The sequence below is a fragment of the Alteromonas sp. KUL106 genome, from assembly GCF_009811415.1.
Lineage (GTDB): Bacteria > Pseudomonadota > Gammaproteobacteria > Enterobacterales > Alteromonadaceae > Alteromonas.
This window is the reverse complement of sequence record NZ_BLIG01000047.1, coordinates 1-19,486: the sequence shown is the minus strand read 5'-3', so window position 1 is coordinate 19,486 and position 19,486 is coordinate 1. Positions and strand designations below refer to the sequence as shown.

Annotated in this window: 18 protein-coding genes; 11 read left to right on the top strand and 7 right to left on the bottom strand. The window is 44.3% G+C overall.

Annotation, left to right across the window (positions count from 1 at the left end):
- Positions 1 to 301: 301 nt before the first annotated feature.
- The gene (polA, locus tag GVO63_RS16050; protein ID WP_159581264.1) at positions 302 to 3,094 is read right to left on the bottom strand and encodes a DNA polymerase I; all 2,793 of its coding nucleotides are present in this window, start codon (positions 3,092 to 3,094) and stop codon (positions 302 to 304) included.
- 421 nt (positions 3,095 to 3,515) lie between these two features.
- Here polA and elbB point away from each other — a divergent pair, with 421 nt between their 5' ends.
- Both elbB and GVO63_RS16040 read left to right on the top strand, forming a co-directional pair.
- Positions 3,516 to 4,169: an isoprenoid biosynthesis glyoxalase ElbB gene (gene elbB / locus GVO63_RS16045; protein ID WP_159491927.1), complete on the top strand. Its 654-nt coding sequence runs from the start codon at positions 3,516 to 3,518 to the stop codon at positions 4,167 to 4,169.
- A gap of 298 nt (positions 4,170 to 4,467) precedes the next feature.
- A complete protein-coding gene (locus tag GVO63_RS16040) occupies positions 4,468 to 5,919 on the top strand; it encodes a TrkH family potassium uptake protein (protein ID WP_159491929.1) in 1,452 nt (483 codons plus the stop codon).
- 146 nt (positions 5,920 to 6,065) lie between these two features.
- Here GVO63_RS16040 and trkA read toward each other — a convergent pair whose 3' ends face one another.
- From trkA to def, 4 genes are all read right to left on the bottom strand, one after another.
- Positions 6,066 to 7,445 carry a Trk system potassium transporter TrkA gene (gene trkA, locus GVO63_RS16035; protein ID WP_159491931.1) on the bottom strand — a complete coding sequence of 460 codons (1,380 nt, stop codon included), beginning with the start codon at positions 7,443 to 7,445 and terminating at the stop codon, positions 6,066 to 6,068.
- A 66-nt stretch (positions 7,446 to 7,511) separates the two neighbouring features.
- A complete protein-coding gene (rsmB, locus tag GVO63_RS16030; protein WP_159581262.1) occupies positions 7,512 to 8,831 on the bottom strand; it encodes a 16S rRNA (cytosine(967)-C(5))-methyltransferase RsmB in 1,320 nt (439 codons plus the stop codon).
- Between the two features lie 2 nt (positions 8,832 to 8,833).
- The gene (fmt, locus tag GVO63_RS16025) at positions 8,834 to 9,784 is read right to left on the bottom strand and encodes a methionyl-tRNA formyltransferase (protein WP_159491935.1); all 951 of its coding nucleotides are present in this window, start codon (positions 9,782 to 9,784) and stop codon (positions 8,834 to 8,836) included.
- 8 nt (positions 9,785 to 9,792) lie between these two features.
- Complete coding sequence (gene def, locus GVO63_RS16020) at positions 9,793 to 10,302, bottom strand: peptide deformylase (RefSeq protein ID WP_159491937.1); 510 nt, start codon at positions 10,300 to 10,302, stop codon at positions 9,793 to 9,795.
- 215 nt (positions 10,303 to 10,517) lie between these two features.
- On the opposite strand from def, the gene GVO63_RS16015 reads away from it, so the two are divergent.
- The 7 genes from GVO63_RS16015 (at position 10,518) to GVO63_RS15985 (ending at position 16,300) form a co-directional block, all read left to right on the top strand.
- Positions 10,518 to 11,591 carry a LysM peptidoglycan-binding domain-containing protein gene (locus tag GVO63_RS16015; RefSeq protein ID WP_159491939.1) on the top strand — a complete coding sequence of 358 codons (1,074 nt, stop codon included), beginning with the start codon at positions 10,518 to 10,520 and terminating at the stop codon, positions 11,589 to 11,591.
- Positions 11,592 to 11,630: 39 nt separating this feature from the next.
- Positions 11,631 to 12,740 (top strand): DNA-processing protein DprA, encoded by a 1,110-nt coding sequence (gene dprA / locus GVO63_RS16010; protein ID WP_159581260.1) that lies wholly within the window; start codon positions 11,631 to 11,633, stop codon positions 12,738 to 12,740.
- A gap of 1 nt (position 12,741) precedes the next feature.
- The gene (locus GVO63_RS16005; RefSeq protein WP_025257120.1) at positions 12,742 to 13,218 is read left to right on the top strand and encodes a DUF494 family protein; all 477 of its coding nucleotides are present in this window, start codon (positions 12,742 to 12,744) and stop codon (positions 13,216 to 13,218) included.
- A 79-nt stretch (positions 13,219 to 13,297) separates the two neighbouring features.
- On the top strand, positions 13,298 to 13,843 hold the full coding sequence (locus GVO63_RS16000; RefSeq protein ID WP_159581258.1) for a type I DNA topoisomerase: 546 nt from the start codon (positions 13,298 to 13,300) through the stop codon (positions 13,841 to 13,843).
- 18 nt (positions 13,844 to 13,861) lie between these two features.
- Positions 13,862 to 14,467 (top strand): Sua5/YciO/YrdC/YwlC family protein, encoded by a 606-nt coding sequence (locus GVO63_RS15995; protein WP_159581256.1) that lies wholly within the window; start codon positions 13,862 to 13,864, stop codon positions 14,465 to 14,467.
- The gene (hemF, locus tag GVO63_RS15990) at positions 14,464 to 15,396 is read left to right on the top strand and encodes an oxygen-dependent coproporphyrinogen oxidase (RefSeq protein ID WP_159581254.1); all 933 of its coding nucleotides are present in this window, start codon (positions 14,464 to 14,466) and stop codon (positions 15,394 to 15,396) included. Before GVO63_RS15995 ends, hemF begins: the two co-directional genes overlap by 4 nt.
- A 229-nt stretch (positions 15,397 to 15,625) precedes the next feature.
- Entirely contained in the window at positions 15,626 to 16,300 is a 675-nt protein-coding gene (locus GVO63_RS15985; RefSeq protein ID WP_159581252.1) for an OmpW family outer membrane protein, read from the top strand.
- Between the two features lie 131 nt (positions 16,301 to 16,431).
- Here GVO63_RS15985 and GVO63_RS15980 read toward each other — a convergent pair whose 3' ends face one another.
- Entirely contained in the window at positions 16,432 to 16,863 is a 432-nt protein-coding gene (locus GVO63_RS15980; protein WP_159491951.1) for a group II truncated hemoglobin, read from the bottom strand.
- Between GVO63_RS15980 and aroE the strand changes: the two genes are divergently transcribed.
- Positions 16,862 to 17,701, top strand: coding sequence for a shikimate dehydrogenase (aroE, locus tag GVO63_RS15975; protein ID WP_159581250.1), 840 nt, complete (start codon positions 16,862 to 16,864; stop codon positions 17,699 to 17,701). The genes GVO63_RS15980 and aroE overlap by 2 nt on opposite strands.
- Here aroE and GVO63_RS15970 read toward each other — a convergent pair.
- Positions 17,698 to 18,240: a gamma carbonic anhydrase family protein gene (locus GVO63_RS15970; RefSeq protein WP_159491955.1), complete on the bottom strand. Its 543-nt coding sequence runs from the start codon at positions 18,238 to 18,240 to the stop codon at positions 17,698 to 17,700. The two genes, aroE and GVO63_RS15970, sit on opposite strands and share 4 nt — an antisense overlap.
- Before the next feature lie 172 nt (positions 18,241 to 18,412).
- Here GVO63_RS15970 and GVO63_RS15965 point away from each other — a divergent pair, with 172 nt between their 5' ends.
- Positions 18,413 to 19,453 (top strand): UDP-N-acetylglucosamine 2-epimerase, encoded by a 1,041-nt coding sequence (locus GVO63_RS15965; protein ID WP_159581248.1) that lies wholly within the window; start codon positions 18,413 to 18,415, stop codon positions 19,451 to 19,453.
- The last annotated feature ends 33 nt before the right edge of the window (positions 19,454 to 19,486 follow it).

Sequence of the window (19,486 nt, the reverse complement as noted above, 5' to 3'; positions counted from 1 at the left end):
ATAAAAACCGTAGATATAGAGTCGCCAGAATCAGATAAGTTCAGCAAAAAGTATAAAAAATCATTTTAAATTTTTAAGTTTTTGATTTTTATTGTTAATTTATTTTTTTAGGCATAAAAAAACCCCGACAAAACTGTCGGGGTTAAAGCAAAGGTTTGAAAACAGCTTTCTCACCTCTGTACCCTACACGCGTAATATTACAACAAAGTACAAAAAAGGCAAGGGTGTTATGTAATTAAATTACCAAATTTAATGATCATAACGCGCAATTTAGCGTCAAAACTGTAATCTAATTACTGAATCAATGCGCCTCATCCCAATTTTCACCCACGCCCGCTTCTACAACAAGGGGGACATTGAGGGTTGCAGCGCTTTCCATTAGCGTAGTAATGGTTGAGACATAAGTATCGACCTTGTCTTCTTTTATTTCGAAAACCAGCTCATCGTGCACTTGCATCATCATGGTTACGTCGTCAGACGCATTTTTCCTAATCCAGTCATCAACTTTAATCATTGCCATCTTGATGATATCTGCAGCCGTGCCCTGCATGGGAGCGTTAATCGCAGCGCGTTCCGCGCCTTTTCTTCGCGCTCCGTTGCTTGCTTTAATATCGGGCAAATAGAGTCTGCGGCCAAATACGGTTTCTACGTAACCTTTTTCTTTCGCACTTTCACGGGTTGAATCCATGTATTCAAGTACACCCGGATAGCGTTCAAAATAGAGGTCCATGTATTTTTGTGCTTCGTTACGCGGAATATTAAGTTGTTTTGATAAACCAAACGCACTCATACCGTAAATAAGACCAAAGTTAATCGCTTTAGCACTGCGGCGCTGGTCTGTTGTGACCTCGTCTAATGGCACGCCAAATACTTCTGCTGCCGTGGCTTTGTGAATATCCTTACCGTGCGCAAAGGCATCTAATAAACCTTTATCGCCAGACAAATGCGCCATGATACGCAATTCAATTTGTGAGTAGTCCGCAGCAACAAATTTATTTCCCTCTCTGGGTACAAATGCCTGACGCACCCGTCGACCTTCTTCGTTACGAATCGGAATATTCTGTAAGTTAGGATCGGTAGAAGATAGCCTACCTGTTGCAGTTACAGCTTGATGATAAGACGTATGAACACGACCGGTTCGATGATTAATCATCTTCGGCAGTTTATCGGTATAAGTATTCTTCAGCTTCGTTAAGCCGCGGTACTCCATAATCTTTTTGGGAAGCGGATATTCAAGCGCAAGTTCCTGCAGCACATCTTCAGACGTTGATGGCGCACCTTTAGGCGTTTTTTTGATTACAGGTAGCGACATTTTCTCAAATAAGATCTGCTGAAGCTGTTTGGTTGACCCTAAATTAAACGGTTCGCCCGCTTCTTCATGTACTTCACTTTCAAGCTCAGTAATACGTTTAGCGAGATCTTGGCTTTGCTGACGAAGTTTTTGACTGTCAATCAATACGCCTTCTTGTTCCATACGAGAAAGCACGCAGGCAAGTGGGACCTCTACATCTATCAATAAGTTTTTGAGCTCAGGGATCTCTTTTAACTTACTCCAGATAACATTGTGCAAACGAAGAGTAATGTCTGCATCTTCAGCGGCATAGGGGCCGGCTTCTTCAAGTTGAATTTGATTAAACGTAAGCTGTTTAGCACCCTTGCCCGCGATTTCTTCAAAATGAATGGTCTTATGACCGAGATAAGCTAACGCAAGAGAATCCATGTCATGACGTTGTGCTGTGCTATTTAACACATAGCTTTCAAGCATAGTGTCAAAGCCGATGCCATTTAGGGTGATGTCGTAGTTAGCTAATACGTTTTTGTCGTATTTGATGTGTTGACCCACTTTGATCACTTGGTCTGATTCTAAAATAGGTTTTAAGGCATCTAATACGAACGCGCGTGACAACTGTGCTGGTGCATCTGGATAATCATGCGCAACAGGTACGTAGGCGGCTTCGCCTTCTTCTATACAAAATGACACGCCAACTATTTCAGCATCCATATAGTTTAGGCTGGTAGTTTCGGTATCAAATGCAATTAACTTCGCCTTGCCCAATTTATCGACCCATGCATTAAAGCGGTCTTCGTCAAGTATGGTTTCGTATTTTGACTTGTCGATCTCGACAACAGACGAAGAGCTACTTTCTTCTGCACTACTGTTACTTTCGTCAGCATCTGTATTTGGGGCGTTTGATCCATCGTCACCTGCAAGTAATGCGCTTACTTCAGCATGCCAGCGTTTAAACTCGTATTCTGCAAATAATTCACGAAGCTGCTCATTGTCTGCCTGACTCGGCATGAGTGCTTCCACATCATAATCAAGGTCTAGATCAATACTAATAGTGGCAAGAGTATAGGAAAGGCGTGCCTGCTCCTCATATTCTTCCATTTTAGCCGCCATTGATTTACTTCCTCTAAAAGATAAATCGGCAATTTTGTCTAAATTCTTATAAATGTCGTCTATACCACCAATACCGTTTAGCAAAGCCTGCGCACTTTTATCGCCAACGCCGGGCACGCCTGGAATGTTGTCAACTTTATCGCCTTTGAGTGCCAAAAAGTCGATCACGAGTTCTGGTGGAATACCGAACTTCGTAATCACACCCTCAACATCCATAATTTGGTTAGTCATGGTGTTGATCAGCGTAACGTGTTCATTGACCAGCTGCGCCATATCTTTATCGCCAGTACTAATGAGTGTATCAATACCTTTCTCTGTAGCGTGTTTTGCTAGGGTACCAATAACATCATCCGCTTCTACTCCCGATTCAACAATTACCGGCAGACCCATCGCTTTGATGATGGCATGCAATGGCTCGATCTGGCTTCGGAGTTCATCCGGCATAGGTGGACGGTTCGCTTTATATTCTTCGTAAATGTCGTCGCGAAACGTTTTTCCTTTAGCGTCAAAAATGACAGCCATATGCGTGGGATTGTATTGTTTGATCAAGCTCTTGAGCATGTTTACAACGCCATAAATAGCACCGGTGTCTTGACCTTTTGAGTTCGTGAGTGGCGGAAGACCGTGAAAGGCGCGAAAGAGATATGACGATCCATCGACAAGAATAAAAGGGGGCTTTTTAGAGTCAGGCATAGATGACGTTTTTCCAAGATACATTATGAGCGCAAGGATGCCACAGCCTTGATGAGATCGCCATATAATGAAGGAACATTAAGGTGAAGCGTGGATCGCAATTGGCCTGTGGATAACATTGTGATCTAAAGCGCAAGGCACGACGATCCAGATGATCTTTTTTGAATTAAAGATCACCTTTAAAATCAAGAAAAATAAGGGAATGAGACTAAGGTGTAAAAACAGCATACCTGCTACTTAACATTCCATTTTATGTGGATAACTTGGTGAACGTTTATTTTTGGTTTAACCAAGTTGGGCAAGTAATGTAGCATAACCATTAACATTGTATATACGTATTATTAAGAACTTTTTTTGAGCAATTGTGCGTTTAATGGCCAATTTTTTTATAAGTAGATGGCATATCGCCTAGGAGAATAATATGAAACAAGTCGCCGTTATTTTAAGTGGAAGTGGTGTATTTGACGGAGCAGAGTTACATGAAGCTGTACTCACCCTCTTAGCAATAGAACAAGAAGGCGCATCCTATCAATGCTTCGCACCCGACGTAGCGCAATTACACGTCGTGAATCATTTAACGGGGGAAGTGTCTGAAGGTGAAGCGCGAAATGTTCTTGTAGAGTCCGCGCGCATTGCGCGAGGAGATATTAAATCGGTGACAGAATGTGACGTTAATGCATTCGATACGTTAATTTTGCCCGGTGGTTTTGGGGCAGCAAAGAACCTATGTACTTTTGCAGTAGACGGTGCAAATTGTACGTTCAATGAAGACGTGCTTAAAATCTGTGAGGCCTTCGCACGAGCGAAGAAGCCCGCTGCTTACGCATGCATTGCGCCAGCTTTAGCGGCGAAAGTATATGGTAATCAAACAAAGATGACTATTGGCAATGATAAGGATACTGCCAATGGCCTAAACGCATTCGGTGCTTGCCATGTGGATTGCGCAGTAGATGAAGTCGTTGTCGATAACGACGCAAAACTGGTTACTACGCCCGCTTATATGATGGCGAAGAGTATTAGTGAAGCTCATGCAAGCATTAGTAAAATGGTGAGCACGGTTCTCGCAATGAAATGATATCCCAACCATTAATATTCGCCTGGAGAGGGCGAATGTGGGGAGACAAAGGTTTCCCCTTATAGATAATCACCCTATAATCAAAAATCTAGACACCTAGACAATGCCTACGCCACCAGTAAAGGGCGACAAACGATTAAAATCTGGGTTATTAAAGAGTTATCCAACCCAATCTGCATAATGCGCCATAAATGTACAGTAACGATGCATAGGCCTTGGGTTGACATGCTTTAGGGTATCGACTCAAAAAGCACACTGAGAAAACTGCGCCATTATAAGAACAAAGGCTTAATTAAAAATGCACTACCGTGCCATTATACGAATACTTGGATTATTGATAGCGCTATTTAGCGTGACCATGATCCCACCCGCTATCGTGTCGTTAGTTTATCAAGATGGCAGCGGTTTACCTTTCACACTCGCATTTATATTTTGTGTTATTGGCGGTATGGCGCTGTGGTATCCCAATCGCCAGCAAAAAAATGATTTAAGAGCGCGAGAAGGATTCCTCATCGTAGCACTTTTCTGGACAGTACTGGCAAGCGTAGGGGCAGTGCCTCTTATTCTATTAGAACAACCCAGTATGACGGTAACCGATGCTTTTTTTGAGTCTTTTTCAGGGCTAACGACTACCGGCGCGACGGTCATTGAGGGAATAGACTTCCTACCGCACTCAGTCCAATTTTATCGCCAGCAGCTTCAATGGCTTGGTGGTATGGGTATCATTGTACTTGCAGTTGCAATTCTGCCTATCTTGGGAGTGGGGGGCATGCAGCTTTACCGTGCCGAGACACCCGGCCCCGTAAAAGACAACAAAATGACCCCGCGTATCGCTGATACGGCAAAGCATTTGTGGTACATCTACCTATCAATCACCATTGCATGTGCAGGGGCTTACTGGTTAGCGGGAATGAGTGTTTTTGACTCAATTTGCCACGCGTTCTCTACAGTTGCTATCGGCGGATTTTCAAATCATGACGCAAGTTTGGGGTATTTTAATAGCCCTATGGTCAATGTGGTCTGTACGGTCTTTTTGCTTATTGCAGCGCTTAACTTCTCGCTGCATTACGCTGCGGTGAGTTCTCGCTCGGTGAGAGGTTACTTCAAAGATCCTGAATTTAAAGCGTTCTTTATTATTCAGGCGTCGCTCATTGGTATCTGCTTTTTGGTCCTTACGCTTACAGGCTACTACAGTTCAGCTGAGCAAGCTCTCGATCAAGCAATGATTCAAGCGGTATCCATCAGTACAACAGCAGGCTTTGCAACAACGGATTTTTCTGTGTGGCCAACGTTTCTGCCCATCATGCTTATCTTCTCTAGCTTTATTGGAGGGTGTGCTAGTTCTACAGGCGGTGGTTTGAAAGTGGTGAGGGTGTGCTTGCTGTTTTTACAGGGGAAACGAGAAGTTGATAGGTTGATTCATCCCAAAGCCGTTTACAGCGTAAAGCTCGGTGATCGAGCTATGCCTGACAGAGTGGTAGAGGCGGTGTGGGGCTTTTTCTCAGCTTATGCCGTGGTGTTTGTTATTATAATGATTGGCTTAATTGCCACCGGTCTTGACAATTTAAGTGCTTTTACCGCAACCGCCGCTATGTTGAACAACCTCGGCCCGGGACTTGGCAGTGTGGCAGCAAATTATGCTGACGTAAGCGATGCTGGAAAGTGGATCCTCGTAACGGCCATGGTATTTGGACGGCTGGAAGTATTCTCGTTACTGGTGTTGTTCTCACCAACATTCTGGCGCAGTTGATTTATATGCGTACCCTGTGCTTGAGATAGCGTAAGGAGCGGTTAACTTCGCTCCTTTAAGATATCCCTAAAATCTGTCTAAACGTGACCAATAACATCGTTATTAGTCATCCCCGCTGGAAGATATTTACTGGCAAAAGTGGAGCATCAACCAAAGAAGAATGCGCTGGGCTGGAACAGTTTTTCTACGTCGCCGATATACTTTTTGTCAACAAGAAACAGTATAATGTGGTCATTGGCCTCTATCTTCGTATCGCTGTGCGCAATTATAACTTGTTCGTCGCGTACTATTGCACCAATCGTGGTACCTGGCGGTAACTTGATATCGCCTATTTGTTTTCCAACGACCTTAGACGTATTTTCATCACCGTGAGCAATGGCTTCTATTGCCTCCGCAGCACCCCTTCTGAGCGAGTAAACGTTAACAATGTCGCCGCGACGGACATGGGTTAATAGCGCAGAGATCGTGGCTTGCTGTGGTGAAAATGCAATGTCTATTTCACCGCCCTGTACCAAATCTACATAGGCGCTTCGCTGAATGAGCACCATGGCTTTTTGTGCACCCATGCGCTTAGCCAGCATAGCAGACATAATATTCGCTTCATCATCGTTAGTGACGGCAATAAAGGCGTCTACCTGCTCAATGTTCTCTTCACTGAGCAGTTCAGGGTCTGATGCATCACCACTGAAGACAATGGTTTTATCTAAGTTGGCAGAGAGATACTTAGCCCGCTCAGGGCTATATTCAATAAGCTTAACGTTGTGATTATGCTCCAGCTTTTTGGCTAAACCCGCTCCAATTAAACCACCACCTGCAATCATAATTCGCTTATAGCTTGATTCTAGCTTCTGGAGTTCGCTCATCACGGCGCGAATATGCTTAGTTGCTGCAATAAAGAAAACTTCGTCATCTGCTTCAATTACGGTTGTACCCAATGGACGAATAGGGCGGCCCCGGCGGTAAATTGCAGCAACACGGGTTTCAACATTAGGCATGTGATCTTTGAGTGCAGATAGCGCGTGTCCGACCAATAAACCGCCGTAATAGGCTTTTACTGCAACCAAACTCGCTTTGCCTTCAGCAAACTCTACGACCTGAAGTGCGCCTGGATAATCGATGAGACGTTTAATGGCTTTTGTGACTAATTGTTCTGGCGCAATGATATGATCGACAGGGATGTCTTGCTGTTTATACAGCTGCTCTTGGTAAATAATGTATTGTTCAGAACGGACGCGGGCAATTTTAGTGGGAGTCTTAAATAGGCTGTAAGCAACTTGGCAGGCGAGCATATTACTCTCATCACTGTTGGTCACAGCAATCAACATATCGGCGTCTTCTGCGCCAGCTTTGCGCAGTACATCAGGGTGTGAGCCAACACCTGTCACTACTTGGAGGTCAAGTCGATCTTGAAGTCCGCGCAGTATGGTTGGGTCTGAATCTATAACGGTAATTTCGTTATTCTCACCGACTAGGTTTTCAGCAAGCGTTCCACCTACTTGGCCTGCCCCTAAAATGATGATTTTCATTGTTATTATTTTGCCTTCGTATTCGTGCTGGTCTTATGTGAGTGACATTGCACAACTATTAAGCTTTCATTCTGCTGACTTTACCAGTCTCGCATAATAGAAACCATCCATTTGTTGTTCACCCGGTCTAATTTGGCGTCCTGGCTTTTCAACGGTTTCTGTTTTCGTTATCGGTGATAACTTGGCATCAGGGGTGTCTGCTAAAAACTGTGCTATTTGCGTCACGTTTTCTTTTGGCAAAATAGAGCAGGTAGCATAAAGCAGCGTACCGCCTGGCTTTAACAGGTTCCACAATGTATCCAAAATACGGCGCTGTAGCTGCGCGAGATTGTCTATATCGTTAGCTTTACGTAACCAGCGAATATCAGGATGACGACGAATAACCCCCGTTGCAGAGCATGGAGCATCCAGTAAGATTCTATCGAATAGCTTACCGTCCCACCAAGAAGAGGGGTCAGTGGCATCTCCTTGTTTAATATCTACCTTGTGCTTAAGCCGTGTCATATTTTCTTCTACACGTTTAAGACGACCGGCATCTGCGTCTAGCGCTAGTACATATTCAGTGCTTGAAGCGCGCTCTACAATATGACCTGTTTTTCCTCCGGGGGCCGCGCAGCAATCTAAAATACGCTCATTAGCCTGAGGACTTAAATAGTGTGCAGCTAATTGCGCTGCTCCATCTTGTACCGCGAAATGGCCTTTTTCAAAGCCAGGCAAAGCGGTAATATCCTCTCTGTGGGTAAGTATGACCGCATCTGAGTGATGATCGCTAAGGGTGTATTCAACGCCAGCATTACTCAGCGCTTCAGTAAAGGCTGCTAAGGAGGTTTGTAGCGTATTAACGCGAAGCCAAATAGGGGCCATTGCGTTAGTCTCACACCGTACATCTTCTGCATCAGAACCATAGGCGTGTTCTATTGCTTTAAATAGCCATTTAGGCAGCCCACTGTTAATGATGGCATCATCGACAGGTTTGCTGGCAAGCTCTTCGCGCTGAAAATTACGTAACACCGCATTTACTAAGCCTTTAAGTCCTGCCGCATTTAGATACGACGCGGCGGCCACAGTTTCTCCCACCGCTGCATGTTTACTCACTCGAGAAAAGTTAAGCTGGTAGAGACCAAGAAGAATTAAATGCTCAACAACTTTTTTGTTACCTTTCAGGGGTCTATCGAGCAACGTCCTGAGCCAGTGCTGCAAAATAGGGAGGCGACGCATAACCCCAAGCGACATTTCCTGTAACCATGCGTTATCCCGTGCATTGTGTCTGCGCTGAACGCGTTCTAAACACTCACGAGATGATTTGCCTTGCTCTAGAATCTGGTAGATAACCCACGCACAATCTGCACGCAAGTTTTTTTGTTTTGGTAAAGGAAGTGGTTTCACGACTAATCCGATTTTGCCAGACAACGGCCCACTTCAAACCAGTCTTTGCGTGCATTGACCACGTCTGAGGCTGGAAGCGCTTTTTTGCCGGGTATCTGAAGTGATGTAATACGAAGGGCATCGCGTCCGGTGGCAATGGTAATGCCGTCCTTGTTTGCACTAATAATAGTGCCTGGAGAAGCCTTATTTTCGAGCGCAACTACGCTGGCAGCCCATACTTTTACATTCTGGTTTTCAACCTGCATCCAAGCCACAGGCCAAGGGTTAAAGGCTCGAATATTGCGTTCAATTTGCTCGGCATCGTCATACCAATTGATCAAGGCTTCCTCTTTAGATAGCTTTTTCGCATACGTGGCCTGCGTGTCATCTTGTTTTAGAGCAGAATAACTTTCGAAGTCATTAACCACGTCGATCAACGCGCTGGGTCCAAGCGCAGCGAGTTTGTCGTACATGCTCGCGCTGGTATCGTCAGCGGCGATGGGCAATGTTGCAATGTGTAGCATATCCCCGGTGTCTAAGCCTTCGTCCATTTGCATTATGGTTACGCCTGTCTCTGGGTCTCCTGCCCATATAGCTCGCTGGATTGGCGCTGCACCACGCCACTTAGGTAAAATCGAACCATGAACATTTATACAACCAAGTCTCGGTGCGTTAAGCACCGCTGTAGGAAGTAGCAAACCATATGCAACGACAACCATGAGATCAGCGTTAAGTGCAATAAGCGCTTGCTGTGCATCTTCTGTTTTTAGTGATTGGGGCTGATAAACCGGAACAGCGTGCGCTTCTGCAAGCACTTTAACCGGACTTGCTGTGAGTTTTTTACCTCGTCCTGCCGGTCTATCTGGCTGGGTGTAAACCGCAATGACTTCGTGATCACTATCAAGCAGCGCCGACAAGTGTTTAGCTGCGAAATCCGGCGTACCGGCAAAAATAACTTTCAATGGCGTTGTCACATTATCCCTTACGCTTTGGCAGCAAGACGTGCTTCTTTCTCAAGCTTTTTACGAATACGTTGGCGCTTGAGCGGAGACAGATAATCTATAAACAATTTACCCTTTAAATGGTCAAGTTCGTGCTGAATACAAATCGCCAATAAACCATCTGCATCTAGCTCAAACGAGTCGCCATTTTTGTCCAAAGCTTTAACGGTAATCGCTTCTGCACGCTCTACTTTGGCGTAGTTACCAGGAACAGACAAACAGCCTTCTTCGCTAATTGTTGTACCCTCTTTACGAATTATTTCAGGGTTGATAAATACGCGTGGCTCGCTTTGATCTTCCGATACGTCCATTACAACAACTTGAACATGACGGTTTACTTGCGTCGCAGCAAGACCGATTCCATTCTCGTCTTTCATGGTTTCGAACATGTCCGATACCAATTGTCTAATTTCATCATTGACCTCTTCGACCGGCTTAGCCACCGTACGAAGACGCTCATCAGGAAAACTTAATACGTCTAAAATAGCCATTTCTCGCTTACTTCACCTTTTCGCTGTATAAAATCATATACGATCTAATTGCCAGCACGCTTTACAGTGCTTATTAAGTTACTATTCTAACGTATATCGGTTACTTTCGTGCAGTTTTTTGCCGAAAGCCTGTAAGAATAACAACTTTTGCCGATATAGTGTTATTGTCCGAAAAAGCAACAAAAGTGATAGTGAATAATTTGCAGGTGGTTAATTTGAAAAAACGATTAATGAATGTTCGTCGCGGGGCAATATTATTTATTTGTGCATTGTTGTCGTTACCTGTACTCGCACTTCAACTAAAAGATACGGCCCCGAAAACCTATACGGTGAAGCGCGGCGATACGCTTTGGGCTATTGCAAACATATTTTTAAATGAACCTTGGCTTTGGCCTGAATTGTGGCGCACCAATACGCAAATAGATAACCCGCATTTAATTTATCCAGGTGATGTAATTGTGGTGGGTTACGTTGATGGAGAGCCGGTATTAACGGTAAAACGAGACAAACCCACTTACAAACTCTCCCCGTCTACTGACAAGCGTTTAAAGCCGACGCCGGTTGATGTTCTTTCGTGGACAACGATTTCTCCGTTTATCAGACATCATATGCTCCTTGACGAAGGGACGTATGAAGCGTTGCCTAAACTGTTGGGTAATCAAGATGGAAACGTAAGGTTTGCGTCTGATGATTTTGTTTTAAGCCAACAACAATTCAGTACCGACGATCAGTTTAGGGTAGTGAGAAAGCACGCTATTATCAAAAATCTAGACGGAGAAACACTGGGCATTCAAGTCACACACGTCTCTTCGGCTTCGCTGGTAGAAAAAGATCAGGCAGACGACACAATGCTGCTGTTTATCGATGATGCAGACCAAGAAGCAAAGCGTGGTGATAAGTTAATGGCAGGTGGATTTGAACACCCGGATAGCTTTGAATTGGTTCCAGCCGTATCTCAAAGAGGGGCTGTGGTAGGTGACTTACACGAGCATGATTTACTTGGTAAATACGATGTCGTTATCCTTGATCTGGGTTCAGCAGATGTGTCTCCAGGTACCGTTTTAGGTATTTATGCTCAGGGGCCGGCCATTATCGATGAAGAAAGTCCGCGCTATGTAAATGAACCAGGAGCCAAAAATGGCGGTGAATGGTTTATCGACACAGTATCACAGCCTGCTTTAAAAGTTGGCGAGGTCGTCGTATTTAAAACGTTTGATGCGGCAAGTTATGGGTTAATAACGCGAGCGAATAAAGGAATTAAGCGCGGTTTTATCGTAGCAAAGCCTTAATAATATTTTACATTCATTGTCGCTCACAAAGGAGCGATAATGCACTTACAATCATCACATTCAAATAACGCGGTATTATCCTGGGTTAAGCTTGCTTCTGCACAGCGTGTTTCACCAAAAGTTTGGCTGGACACGCTAGCGCATTATCACCTCACTCCTCACGAGCTTTTGAGCAAGAACTCTGCGCTTTGTGAAAAAACAAGAACGCTGATTAGTCAAGTATCGCAAAAGTATATAGATGTAGCGTTTAAATGGCAGGAAGCGGGGGAAAATAGGCATATCATCACCTTAGACTCTTCTTTCTACCCAGAGTTACTCAAACAACTAGACAGCCCACCGCTCGTGTTATTTGCAACCGGAAATCTACAGCTGTTGCAAAAAAAGCAAATCGCTGTTGTTGGCAGTCGCCGAGCAACGCTGCAAGGTAAACGCATCGCTAATGACTTCTCACTGGACCTATCTAACAAGGGAATTGTCATAACTAGCGGTCTTGCTATGGGAATAGACAGCGCAGCACATGAAGGCGCGATGGCGGGAAGTGCGGGAACCATTGCTGTAATGGGGACGGGGCCAGATAAAATATATCCGCCAAAGAATACGACGCTTCTCTCAAAAATTAATAACAATGGCGGTGTGAGTATTACTGAATATTTCCCCGGACAGGGACCGAAGCCTTGGCACTTTCCTCGTCGAAATCGGATCATAGCTGCATTGTCGCTTGGAACCCTGGTTGTAGAAGCAAAAATTAAGAGTGGGACCTTGATAACGGCAAATTTGGCCGCAGATATGGGGCGAGATGTATTCGCGGTGCCAGGAAATATTTTCCACGCCTATTGTGAAGGTTGTCACTGGTTAATCCAGCAAGGCGCAAAACTAGTCACTAACAGCAACGATATTCTCAGTGAATTGGGCGTTCATCCCGAGCAGTTCAGCTTAGGCATTGACGAACTAAATGAAAAAAGTGAAGCGAATAGCTTGGCAACCGATAAATTATTAGCTAGTGTGGATTATGACATCACCGCTATTGATGTTATAGCCCAGCGCAATGCCTTATCTGTTTCGCAAGTAATGGCATCATTATTAGAATATGAGTTGCGTGGTTTAGTAACCGCTGTCCCGGGTGGTTACGTTAAATTGAGGGGAAAATAATATGTTCGATATCCTCATGTATCTGTTTGAAAACTTCATTCACAGTGAAACGGAAATTCGTGTTGATCAAGACGAGTTGACGGAAGAGCTTGTGCGCGCCGGTTTCCATCACGATGAGATTTATAAAGCCCTCGCATGGTTAGAAAAATTAGCAGCACTACAAGAAACGGATATCAAGCCATATTTTTGCAAGGGCATAAGCACTAGCTTAAGTCGCATTTACACGCATGAAGAACAAATGCGTTTAGATGTAGAATGCCGTGGTTTCTTGATGTTCTTAGAACAGGTCAACGTGCTCGATGCATCTACACGTGAAATGGTGATCGATCGCGTTATGGAAATAGATTCCAGCGAATTCTGTCTAGAAGACTTAAAGTGGGTAGTGCTCATGGTGCTGTTTAATGTTCCAGGGAAAGAAAAAGCCTACGCGCAAATGGAAGATCTTTTATTCGAAGAGCCTGACGGCGTTCTGCATTAGTGCAGTCGCATCCGCTGGCTATCTCTCAACTAAATGCGCTGCTATGCAGCAGCGCGTTTGAGGCTTTTACATCCACGACATGTCTAAAATAGACCCCTCTCTTTTTTCAGCCCACGAACATGCCCTTGAGGATGACTTCGGTCATTGTCCAGAGTGCGGTAACGCTCTTCATATAAAGAACAGTAAATCAGGCCCTTTTATCGGATGTACAGGCTATCCTAAGTGCAACTTTAGTAAGCCACTTCATGATAAACAGACCACCGTGCTTAAAACGTTAGAGGGGATGGCGTGCCCAGCATGCGCATCAGATCTGGCCATTAAGAAGGGGCGATTTGGCATGTTTATAGGCTGTACCAATTTTCCCTCATGTCACCATATAGAGCCCATCAAAGAAAAAGAAGATACGCTGGTTGACTGCCCTAAGTGTCAGAAAGGACATTTGATTTCTCGCACCAACAAATATGGAAAACAGTTTTTTGCGTGTAACCATTATCCGAAATGTCGTTATGTGCTAAATTTCACGCCAGTAAATGAAACCTGCCCAGACTGCGGTTGGGGAGTGTTGATAGACAAAAAAGGGCAGATTCAGTGTCCACAGCCAACTTGTGGCTTTAAAAAGCAATAAAACGTAGAGATCAAAATCATGTCTGATATCCAAAATGGGAACGTAAACACGTTTAACCCCGTTGAGGCTAATGCATCTGAAATAGACCCTGTTGTCGCAGCCTTCGAAGCGGGCAGTTTGATAGTTTACCCAACGGAAGCGGTAATGGGCATTGGGTGTGACCCAGACAACGAATCTGCAGTAAATGCACTGTTAGAGATAAAACAGCGTTCCGTGGAAAAAGGCGTAATTTTGATAGCTGCAAATTATAGCCAGCTACTGCCTTATGTTAACGACAATGCGATTCGCCTTGATAGGCGCACTGAGATTTTTTCAAGTTGGCCCGGCCCTAACACCTGGTTGTTACCTAAGTCGGCGTCGGCACCTGCATGGTTAACGGGAAAGCACAGCAAAATAGCGGTGCGCGTAACTAACCACCCTGTGGTAGTGGCGTTGTGCAATAAGCTTGGAAAACCTTTAGTGTCGACAAGCGCTAACTTAACCGGTCAATCGCCAGCTATCACTACAGAAGACGCAAGAGCCGTATTCGCCGATTCCGTTTTCTACGTTGAAGGTGAAGTAGGTGGAGCGACCAAACCCAGTACCATTCGCGATGGTGACACAGCAGAGGTAATAAGAGCATGACATCAGCAGAACAGCTGGACGGTAAAAACGCTGCCGAAGTCATTGAGCAGGTAAAAAGCTATCTTTTAGGGTTGCAAGATAGTATTTGCCAAACCCTGGAGCTTGCCGACGGTAAAGGCCAGTTTGTCGAAGACAGCTGGCAGCGAGAAGAAGGCGGCGGTGGTCGCTCTAGAGTACTTAAAAATGGTACCGTGATAGAACAAGGCGGCGTTAACTTTTCTCATGTGTTTGGCAGCCAAATGCCGGCATCGGCAACGGCTAATCGCCCTGAACTTGCAGGAAGAAACTTTCAGGCTATGGGGGTTTCGCTCGTGATTCACCCACATAATCCGTATATCCCAACCTCCCACGCTAACGTTCGTTTTTTTATCGCTGAGAAAGAGGGTGAGGCTCCTATTTGGTGGTTTGGCGGAGGCTTTGACTTAACGCCGTTTTATCCATTCAAAGATGATGTTGTGCATTGGCACGATACGGCTAAAAAATTATGTAAGCCGTTTGGTGAAGATGTATATCCGAAGTATAAAAAGTGGTGCGACGACTACTTTTACTTGAAGCATCGTAACGAAACCCGCGGAGTAGGTGGGCTGTTTTTTGATGATCTCAATGAATGGGGTTTTGAACAGTCATTTGCTTTCATGAAGGCGGTTGGCAATGGCTTCATCGATGCTTATGTTCCTATTGTTGAACGTCGCAAGCAAACTGATTTCGGTGACAGAGAGCGCGATTTCCAGCTTTATCGCCGAGGCCGTTACGTAGAATTTAACCTTGTATTTGACCGGGGCACTTTATTTGGATTGCAAACCGGCGGGCGTACCGAATCTATTTTAATGTCAATGCCGCCGCTAGCCCGTTGGGAGTATTGCTATACACCTGCACCAGGTAGCGCTGAAGCGAAGTTATCAGACTGGTTAAAGCCTACTGACTGGTGACTATCTGATAAGTAACACATGCTTCCACTTGGATAGTGAGTTCCAACAGCAATAATAAAGTATGAATAAACGCCGCATAAAACGTTATCGCGGCGTTTTTTTTGATCTATATCAAGGCCAAATACCATCGGTGATTCAGCAAGTTACCAATCTTGCGCTGGATCAATGTTTCTCTCAAGCGAGCGCGTAAAGTAGCGCCATCTTAGTTAAACACATAAAGAGACACATCATGCGCAAACACACTTTATCTGCACTTTGCCTTACACTTGCTGCACTCTCACCTTTAGCTAGCGCTCATCAACAGGGCGACTGGATTGTTCGAGGCGGTCTTACGACGGTAGCACCGGATGAATCAACGTCTAACATCGTGGCTGGCGGTTCGGATCTTGGCGTTGCACTTAACATTGGCAACGATACTCAATTAGGTTTAAATGTTGCGTACTTTATCACTGACAATATTAATATTGAGCTACTCGCTGCAACCCCGTTTAAGCACGACGTTGACTTCTCTGTTGCCGATCCGTTAGGTACGGGGAACCAGCTTGGTGAAGTGACGCACCTTCCTCCTACATTAACAGCGAACTATTACTTCAATGATGCAAGCTCAGCGTTCCAGCCATATATTGGCGCAGGTATTAACTATACTTTTATCTTTGATGAGGCGTTTACCGGCGCGAATGAGAGTGCAGGATTAAGTGATTTATCGCTCGATAACTCGTTTGGTTTATCTGCGCAAGTGGGTATGGATTACCAAATCGATAAAAAGTGGCATGTAAACGCGTCGGTTCGCTATATAGATATTGATACAGAAGCCACGTTTAAAGTGGGCGATGCGGCTGGAAAGGTTAGCGATATTGAAATAGACCCTTGGGTATACACGTTATCGGTAGGCTATACCTTCTAAGGCCTAAAACCTAACAATTGAGACTTTCATAATTACACTACTCTATGCGGATTGGTATTATACGCCAACAAGAGCGTAGACAGTAGCAGGGGACTTGCGCGTTAAGAGGTTAACCCTTTCAACGCGCTTTTTTACTTTGTATTCACCATGTGATTAGCAAGTTGATCGAGTGCGTCTATTAACTGTTGAGCTAGAGTTATATCTTCTACCGTTTTAAACATGGCTTTTCGCATACAATACATCCACTGCGCTTTTAACTCTGGTGATACGGTAAAAGGAAGGTGGCGTGCGCGAAGACGTGGGTGGCCATACTGTTGCTGATAATCATCAGGTCCACCTAGCCATAAACTTAAATAGAGAAAGAACACGTGGCGAATTCTGTCTAATGGCTGGGGATGAATAGCAAGCAGTTCATTTGCTATCGGGTCAGTTTCCATGATGTCGTAAAACGTATTTGCTAATTCCCTTACTTTCTCCTCTCCACCTATACGGTCATATGGTGTACTCTGCGAAGCACGATTATCGCTTTTCTTCTTTATATTAAATAAGTCTCGTATTCCCATGAAAAAATTCGCTGTATTCGGAAATCCTATTGCACAGAGTTTATCACCAACTATACATCAAATGTTTGCTGAACAAGTGGGGGAAACCATTTCTTATGAAAAGATACTTGCGCCAGTAGACGGTTTTGTAGATGCCGCCAACGCGTTTTTAGCTCAGGAAGGCGCGGTAGGTTGTAACGTCACCATGCCTTTTAAGCTTGATGCATTCAATTTGGCAACGGTAGATGACCAAGCAGCTAAAGATGCACACGCTGTTAATACATTAATGAATGGCGATAGAGGTGAAGTGTTGGGATACAACACAGATGGTGTTGGACTGGTAAATGACCTGCTTAACAACGGGGTGGAAATTAAAGGAAAGCGCGTGTTGCTTATCGGTGCTGGCGGTGCAGCCCGTGGCGTAATCTCCCCCTTATTAAACGCAGGGGCTGCTTCTTTAACTATTGCGAACAGAACGAAAGCAAAAGCAGAGGAAGTAGCAAACGCCGCATCAAACGCTAAAGTGCAGGTGGTCGCGCTTGAAAATATCGAAGCTATTGCGCCGCATATTATTATTAATTCAACAGCCGCCAGTTTAAGCAATGAGTTGCCATGCAGTTTAAATGACGGTGTTTTACAAAACTGTGAAGTGGTGTACGACATGGTTTATAAAAACTCCCCCACGCGATTTATGAGAGAGGCAGCCGTGCTCGGTGTTAAAACACAAATAGATGGGCTAGGGATGCTGGTCGAGCAAGCGGCCGAGGCGTTCTACATCTGGACGAAGAAACGCCCTGATACGTCAGACATCGTTAGGCGCGTTCGTGATATCGTTGACCAAAATGAGAAGCGAAACTAGTTCGCTTCTTCTAAATATTCATTTTTTAACACAACGTAGTTAACGGCGGATTGTTTAAGAAATGCCATTTCTGTATCGTTGAGCGGTCTTTTCTTTTGCATAGGGTTCCCGACATAAAGATATCCGCTTTCTAATCTTTTATTCGGTGGAACCAAAGTACCTGCACCAATAAACACATCATCTTCAACGACAACGCCATCCATTACAATAGCACCCATGCCGACTAAAATCCGATTGCCTAGTTGGCAACCATGCAGCATACATTTATGCCCAACGGTAACGTCTTCTCCAATAATAAGTGGAAATCCATCTGGGTTTTTTTCAGATTTACGAGTGACGTGCAAGACACTGCCATCTTGAATATTGGAACGCGCGCCGATACGAATTTTGTTCACATCGCCGCGAGCCGCAACTAGAGGCCAAATACTCGCATCATCTTCTAACACGACATCGCCGACGATTCTTGCAGAGGCATCAATGTAAACATCCTTTCCTATAATAGGGGAGACACCTTTAAAACTATCAATCGATTTATGCATTGCACTCTCTTAGAAATATAGCTGAAACTTAATACCATAAACTTTATCAGCAATAGAGATATGTTGATACCGGATGACGATGGTAATCCGTCTTCACAGTCCGCCCAGCCTAGGGCATGTTGAAGAGAAAAATGATAAAGTAGCGTGTTACCAGACATAACGAGAAGAAGAAATGCCCAAACGCTATGTGTTTTTTACTGCGCTTGCTTATGCGTATCCTATATACAGACCCCTACAAAAGGCTATTAGAGCGAGAGGGGACGAGGTTGCATGGTATTTAGAGGATGGGTGTCCTGACCTTTTAGAGGAAAACGAAGTAAGGCTTATCTCACTTGAGGACATTATTGAGTATGATCCTCTAGCAATTTTTGCGTGCGGGAATCTCATCTTTCATTTTTTACCCGGAATAAAAGTGTCAGTGTTCCATGGTTATCCAATTGGTAAACGTGGAGAGAAGAGTAATGAGAAAGATGATCACTTTTCTATTCGTGGATGGTTTGACATCTACTGTACGCAAGGACCTAGCAGCACCGAATATTTTAAGCAGCTTGAAGTAAAGCATCAATTCTTCAAAGTCTACCAAACGGGCTGGGCTAAAGTGGACAATTACTTTTCTTCTTATAAAAAAGAAAGTGATGTACCTACCATTCTCTACTCAACAACTTTTAGCAAAGGCATTACCTCTGCCCCTGTCCTGGTAGAAACAATAAGTAAGCTAGTAAAGGAAAAAACTTGGAACTGGCGTTTAACATTTCATCCTAAACTGAACGATCAAGCATTACTGAATAGATATCGCGCGCTGGCAGACGAACACAGCAAAGTGACCTTCGTCGATAATGTACGTCTTGAAGACTTTCAGCAGTCCGACGTCATGCTGTGTGACAGCAGTTCTATTATTTTAGAGTTCATGATGATGAACAAACCGGTTGTGACTTATCGGAATACCAATCCAGGTAAACATTTACTTAATGTTACTGAAGTAAGTGACGTAGAAAACGCCATTGAAACCGCTTTAACAAGACCTGAGCAATTAATGAAAGACGTAAATGACTTTGTTCGTTATCACGAAGCATATCGAGATGGGGGTAATTGCGAACGTATTTTGGATGCTGTGGATGACTTTAATACTCACTATAAAGGTAGGATAAAAGCTAAGCCGCTTAACCTTTGGCGCAAGTTTAGATTAAGGAATAAGCTGAAATACTGGAAATAGTTGGTATTTTGAGCGTTCAAAACGAATATGACA

Excerpts from the sequence above, each read along its gene's own strand:
- GVO63_RS15970 (WP_159491955.1), bottom strand. The coding sequence starts at position 18,240 with ATGCATAAATCGATTGATAGTTTTAAAGGTGTCTCCCCTATTATAGGA.
- def (WP_159491937.1), bottom strand. The coding sequence starts at position 10,302 with ATGGCTATTTTAGACGTATTAAGTTTTCCTGATGAGCGTCTTCGTACG.
- elbB (WP_159491927.1), top strand. The coding sequence starts at position 3,516 with ATGAAACAAGTCGCCGTTATTTTAAGTGGAAGTGGTGTATTTGACGGA.
- hemF (WP_159581254.1), top strand. The coding sequence starts at position 14,464 with ATGACATCAGCAGAACAGCTGGACGGTAAAAACGCTGCCGAAGTCATT.
- GVO63_RS15995 (WP_159581256.1), top strand. The coding sequence starts at position 13,862 with ATGTCTGATATCCAAAATGGGAACGTAAACACGTTTAACCCCGTTGAG.
- GVO63_RS16040 (WP_159491929.1), top strand. The coding sequence starts at position 4,468 with ATGCACTACCGTGCCATTATACGAATACTTGGATTATTGATAGCGCTA.
- GVO63_RS15985 (WP_159581252.1), top strand. The coding sequence starts at position 15,626 with ATGCGCAAACACACTTTATCTGCACTTTGCCTTACACTTGCTGCACTC.
- GVO63_RS15980 (WP_159491951.1), bottom strand. The coding sequence starts at position 16,863 with ATGGGAATACGAGACTTATTTAATATAAAGAAGAAAAGCGATAATCGT.
- aroE (WP_159581250.1), top strand. The coding sequence starts at position 16,862 with ATGAAAAAATTCGCTGTATTCGGAAATCCTATTGCACAGAGTTTATCA.
- polA (WP_159581264.1), bottom strand. The coding sequence starts at position 3,094 with ATGCCTGACTCTAAAAAGCCCCCTTTTATTCTTGTCGATGGATCGTCA.
- GVO63_RS16000 (WP_159581258.1), top strand. The coding sequence starts at position 13,298 with ATGTCTAAAATAGACCCCTCTCTTTTTTCAGCCCACGAACATGCCCTT.
- dprA (WP_159581260.1), top strand. The coding sequence starts at position 11,631 with ATGCACTTACAATCATCACATTCAAATAACGCGGTATTATCCTGGGTT.
- trkA (WP_159491931.1), bottom strand. The coding sequence starts at position 7,445 with ATGAAAATCATCATTTTAGGGGCAGGCCAAGTAGGTGGAACGCTTGCT.
- GVO63_RS16005 (WP_025257120.1), top strand. The coding sequence starts at position 12,742 with ATGTTCGATATCCTCATGTATCTGTTTGAAAACTTCATTCACAGTGAA.
- GVO63_RS15965 (WP_159581248.1), top strand. The coding sequence starts at position 18,413 with ATGCCCAAACGCTATGTGTTTTTTACTGCGCTTGCTTATGCGTATCCT.